Source organism: Streptomyces sp. UH6 (assembly GCF_013421635.1).
Lineage (GTDB): Bacteria > Actinomycetota > Actinomycetes > Streptomycetales > Streptomycetaceae > Streptomyces > Streptomyces abyssomicinicus.
In genome coordinates, this window is sequence record NZ_JACADT010000506.1 from 1 (window position 1) to 4,074 (window position 4,074).

The 4,074-nt window shown below is 72.6% G+C and carries 6 protein-coding genes; 4 read left to right on the forward strand and 2 right to left on the reverse strand.

Annotation, left to right across the window (positions count from 1 at the left end; genetic code table 11):
* On the forward strand, positions 1-536 hold a 536-nt coding region (locus tag HW445_RS20915), incomplete at its 5' end, for a DNA-3-methyladenine glycosylase I (protein WP_180222516.1).
* Between the two features lie 30 nt (positions 537-566).
* Here HW445_RS20915 and HW445_RS20920 read toward each other — a convergent pair.
* Entirely contained in the window at positions 567-1,379 is an 813-nt protein-coding gene (locus tag HW445_RS20920; RefSeq protein WP_180222517.1) for an enoyl-CoA hydratase/isomerase family protein, read from the reverse strand.
* Positions 1,380-1,742: 363 nt separating this feature from the next.
* Here HW445_RS20920 and HW445_RS20925 point away from each other — a divergent pair, with 363 nt between their 5' ends.
* Complete coding sequence (locus HW445_RS20925; RefSeq protein WP_003966491.1) at positions 1,743-1,910, forward strand: DUF3117 domain-containing protein; 168 nt, start codon at positions 1,743-1,745, stop codon at positions 1,908-1,910.
* 111 nt (positions 1,911-2,021) lie between these two features.
* Here HW445_RS20925 and HW445_RS20930 read toward each other — a convergent pair whose 3' ends face one another.
* A complete protein-coding gene (locus HW445_RS20930) occupies positions 2,022-2,726 on the reverse strand; it encodes an O-methyltransferase (protein WP_218957225.1) in 705 nt (234 codons plus the stop codon).
* 158 nt (positions 2,727-2,884) lie between these two features.
* Here HW445_RS20930 and sigE point away from each other — a divergent pair, with 158 nt between their 5' ends.
* Both sigE and HW445_RS20940 read left to right on the forward strand, forming a co-directional pair.
* Positions 2,885-3,679: an RNA polymerase sigma factor SigE gene (gene sigE / locus HW445_RS20935; protein WP_151771407.1), complete on the forward strand. Its 795-nt coding sequence runs from the start codon at positions 2,885-2,887 to the stop codon at positions 3,677-3,679.
* The coding region (locus HW445_RS20940) for an anti-sigma factor (RefSeq protein WP_180222519.1) at positions 3,676-4,074 on the forward strand (399 nt) is incomplete at its 3' end. The genes sigE and HW445_RS20940, both read left to right, overlap by 4 nt.

Sequence of the window (4,074 nt, forward strand, 5' to 3'; positions counted from 1 at the left end):
GCTGCCCGTGGGGGCTCTCGACCCCCGACTACCTCGCCTACCACGACGAGGAATGGGGCCGTCCGGTCCACGGCGACGACGCGCTGTTCGAACGGCTCTGCCTCGAGGCCTTCCAGTCGGGGCTCTCCTGGCTGACCATCCTGCGCCGCCGCGCCGGCTTCCGGGCCGCCTTCGCCGGGTTCCGGATCGCCGAGGTGGCCGCCTTCACCGAGGAGGACCGGACCCGGCTGCTCGCCGACCCGGGGATCATCCGCAACCGGGCCAAGATCGACGCCACGCTCGCCAACGCCGAGGTGCTGGCCGGGTGGAAGCCGGGCGAGCTCGACGAGCTGATCTGGTCCCACGCCCCCGCTCCCCGCCCGGCCCCGCGCACCCTGGCCGAGGTGCCCGCGGTGACGGCGGAGTCCACGGCGCTGGCCAAGGAGCTCAAGCGCCGCGGCCTGCGCTTCGTGGGTCCCACCACCGCCTACGCGCTGCTCCAGGCCTGCGGTCTCACCAACGACCACCTGGCCGACTGCGCGCTGCGCGACGGCTGAGCCGCCCGGGCGCCCCGGCGCCCCGGCTGCTCAGCGGCCCAGGTACTGGGGGGACTCCTTGGCCAGGAACGCCCGCACGGCGATCCGGTGGTCCTCGGAGGCGCCTGCCCTGCCCTGGAGCTCGTCCTCCTTCTCCAGGGTCTCCTCGAGCGAGTGGGTCAGGCCGTGGGCGACGGACTCCTTGAGTGCCGCGTAGGCGACCGTGGGCCCCGCGGCGAGCCTCCGGGCGACCTTCTCCGCCTCCGCGCGCAGGTCGGCGGCCGGCACCACCCGGCCGGCGATGCCCAGGCGCAGGGCCTCCTCGGCGTCGACGGAGCGGGGGAAGAGCAGCAGGTCGGTGGCGCGGCCCGGGCCCACGACCCGGGGCAGCGTCCAGGAGACGCCCGAGTCGGCGGTCAGCGCCACTCCCGCGAACGAGGTCGTGAACGTCGCGGTGTCCGCGACCACGCGGTAGTCGGCGGCCAGCGCGAAGCCGAAGCCGGCGCCGGCGGCCACCCCGTTCACGCCCGCCACCACCGGCTTCGCCATGCCGGCGATCGCGCGGACGATGGGGTTGTAGTGCTCACTCACCGTGCTCAGCCGCCCGGGACCGTCACCGCCCTCGCCGCCGTCCTGGGCGGCGAGCAGCTCGATGTGCTCCTTGAGGTCCTGGCCCACGCAGAACGCCCGGTCGCCGGCCGCGGTGAGAAGCACCGCCCGGACCCCGGGGTCCGCCGCGGCCGTCCGCAGCGCCTCCCGCAGCGCGACCTTCGCCTCCACGTTCAGGGCGTTCATCGCGGCCGGGCGGTTCAGGGTGATGATCGCCAGCGCGTCGCTGACCTCGTAGAGCACGGTGTCGGCCATGTCGACTTCCCTCCGTCGGTTCTTGTCCGAGGACAGCATGGCGGAGATTCACGAAGGCGGACGGTGACCCGTGTGTGACCTCGGCCAAAGAATTCCGGACACCAATCGGTCGCGGCAGGTCAGATCGAGGGCGCAGTATCGCAGTGACATCCCCGAATTGAGTGGTTTTGGCCTCGCGCGTTGCGCAAGCGATGCGGACTGATGTTGGTCATTGGTGCGCGGGATGCGGGATAATGGCCAGGAAGCAATGTGTTCGATGTCGGTGACGCCTGCCCGCTCGGGGTGGGCGGTCCTTTTCGAGGTTCGTCCTCCTCAAGGTCTTCCGGCACGGCGGTTGAGCTGGTTTCAGGAAGGGGAACGAGCATGGCGGCCATGAAGCCGCGGACGGGCGACGGCCCGCTCGAGGTGACCAAGGAGGGGCGGGGCATCGTCATGCGCGTTCCGCTCGAAGGCGGCGGTCGGCTCGTCGTCGAGCTGACTCCGGACGAGGCGGATGCGCTCGGCGACGCCCTCAAGAAGGTCGTCGGCTGACGCGCGACCACCACTCAGTGTGACGTCCGCCGCCCGGTCCCCCAGGGGACCGGGCGGCGGCTGTTTCCGGCGGTCTCCTGCGGCGTCCCTTCCGGACGGCCCGTCCGCGGGTCAGCGCTTGGCGGCGCAGAGCAGGCCGTCGCCCACGGGCAGCAGGGACGGCAGGAGGACGTCGCTCTCGTGCACCTCGCGCAGCAGCTCCCGCAGCCGCAGCACCTCCGTCGGCTGCGGTCCCGTCCCGACCGTCCGGCCGTTCGCCAGCACGCCCGCGAACACCACCAGGCCGCCCGGTCTCAGCAGCCGCAACGATTCGGCGAGGTACTCCAGCACCTCCAGGCGGTCGGCGTCGCAGAACACCAGGTCGTAGCCCGAGTCCGCGAGCCGGGGCAGCACGTCCAGCGCGGGTCCGGGGATCAGCCGCGCGCGGTTGACCGCGAAGCCCGACGCCCGGAAGGCCTGGCGGGCCGCCTGCTGGTACTCCGGCTCGGTGTCCACCGTGGTCAGCACGCCGTCCGGCCGCATCCCGTTCAGCAGGTGGATGCCGGAGACACCGGTGCCGGTGCCGATCTCGGCGACCGCCTTGGCCCCGACCGAGGCGGCGAGCAGCCGCAGCACCGACCCCGCGGTGGGCGTCACCGGGCGCAGCCCGGCGTCCCGCGCCCGGTCCCGGGCCCGGAGCAGCGCCTCGTCCTCGGCGACGAAGGCGTCGGCCAGCGCCCAACTCGCCTGCCCGTTGCTGCTGATGGCCGCCTCCCGTCCCCGTCCCCGACCCACTCGCGCCCGCGTCCGCGCGTCCGGCGTCCCCACCGGACGCATCTCGTCGTGACTGTATCCGGAGCCGTCGGGAACCTGGCGGCGGGACGCCGCGTTTGAAGGGTGAGGGGAAAGGCATGAAGGAGACGGGGGAAGCGTCGATGGAGCGAGTGGCAAACTCTCGCAAACCTGCTTATCCGGAGCTAACGGACGAGATGGCTATGGTAGGGGCTCCACTGGACACCACCAGAGCCGACAGGGGAGGTGCGGCCGCGCCCGCAGACCGCGGCGGAGGGCTGAGACGCCTTCTCGGGTCGGCGGCCAGGCCGAAATCCGTGACCGACACCGTTGCTGACCGTGGGGCGGGCCGTGAGGCCGACCGTCCCTCCGCCGAGCCCGCCCGCACCGCGACGTTCGCCACCGACGGGGACGGGCCGGCGTGGACTCCGCCCACCTGGGAGGAGATCGTCAGCACGCACAGTGCGCGGGTGTACCGGCTCGCCTACCGGCTGACCGGCAACCAGCACGACGCCGAGGACCTCACCCAGGAGGTCTTCGTCCGGGTCTTCCGCTCGCTGTCCACGTACTCGCCCGGCACGTTCGAGGGCTGGCTGCACCGGATCACCACCAACCTCTTCCTGGACATGGTGCGCCGCAAGCAGCGCATCCGGTTCGACGCGCTCGCCGAGGACGCCGCCGAGCGGCTGCCCGGCCGTGAGCCGTCGCCCCAGCAGGTCTTCAACGACGCGCACTTCGACGCCGACATCCAGCAGGCGCTGGACACGCTGGCGCCCGAGTTCCGTGCCGCGGTCGTCCTGTGCGACATCGAAGGACTGTCGTACGAGGAGATCGCCGCGACCCTGGGGGTGAAGCTCGGCACCGTCCGCAGCCGCATCCACCGTGGGCGTTCGCAGCTGCGCAAGGCGCTCGCCCACCGCTCTCCCGAGGCGCGTGCCGAGCGGAGGTTCGGAGTCACCCGCCTTCCGGCGCTGAGAGGAGGAGGCGCGACCGCGTGAGTGAGTCACGTCCGACGCCGGCCGAACAGCACCTCGGTGACCGGCTCTCCGCCCTCGTGGACGGCGAGCTGGGACACGAGGCGCGCGAGCGTGTGCTGGCCCATCTGGCGACCTGTGGCAGATGCCGGGTCGAGGCAGAGGCCCAGCGCAGGCTGAAGCACGTCTTCGCCGAGGTCTCCACCCCCACTCCCTCCGAGAGTTTCCTCGCCCGGCTCCAGGGGCTGCCCGCGGGCGGGCTCGACGAGCTGCGCGAGACGGCGCGCGAGGCGGTCCGTGAACCGGGTGAGGAGCCCGGGAGCGCCATGTTCGGCTCCCGGCGCACCGATCCCTTCGGACTGGCCGCCTCCGCCGCGCACGGTTTCCCCATACACGACGTCGGCCGCGCCCAGGCGGAG

Coding starts and splice junctions, on each gene's coding strand:
- HW445_RS20920 (WP_180222517.1), bottom strand. CDS start 1,379: ATGGCCGACACCGTGCTCTACGAGGTCAGCGACGCGCTGGCGATCATC.
- HW445_RS20925 (WP_003966491.1), top strand. CDS start 1,743: ATGGCGGCCATGAAGCCGCGGACGGGCGACGGCCCGCTCGAGGTGACC.
- HW445_RS20930 (WP_218957225.1), bottom strand. CDS start 2,726: ATGCGTCCGGTGGGGACGCCGGACGCGCGGACGCGGGCGCGAGTGGGT.
- sigE (WP_151771407.1), top strand. CDS start 2,885: ATGGTAGGGGCTCCACTGGACACCACCAGAGCCGACAGGGGAGGTGCG.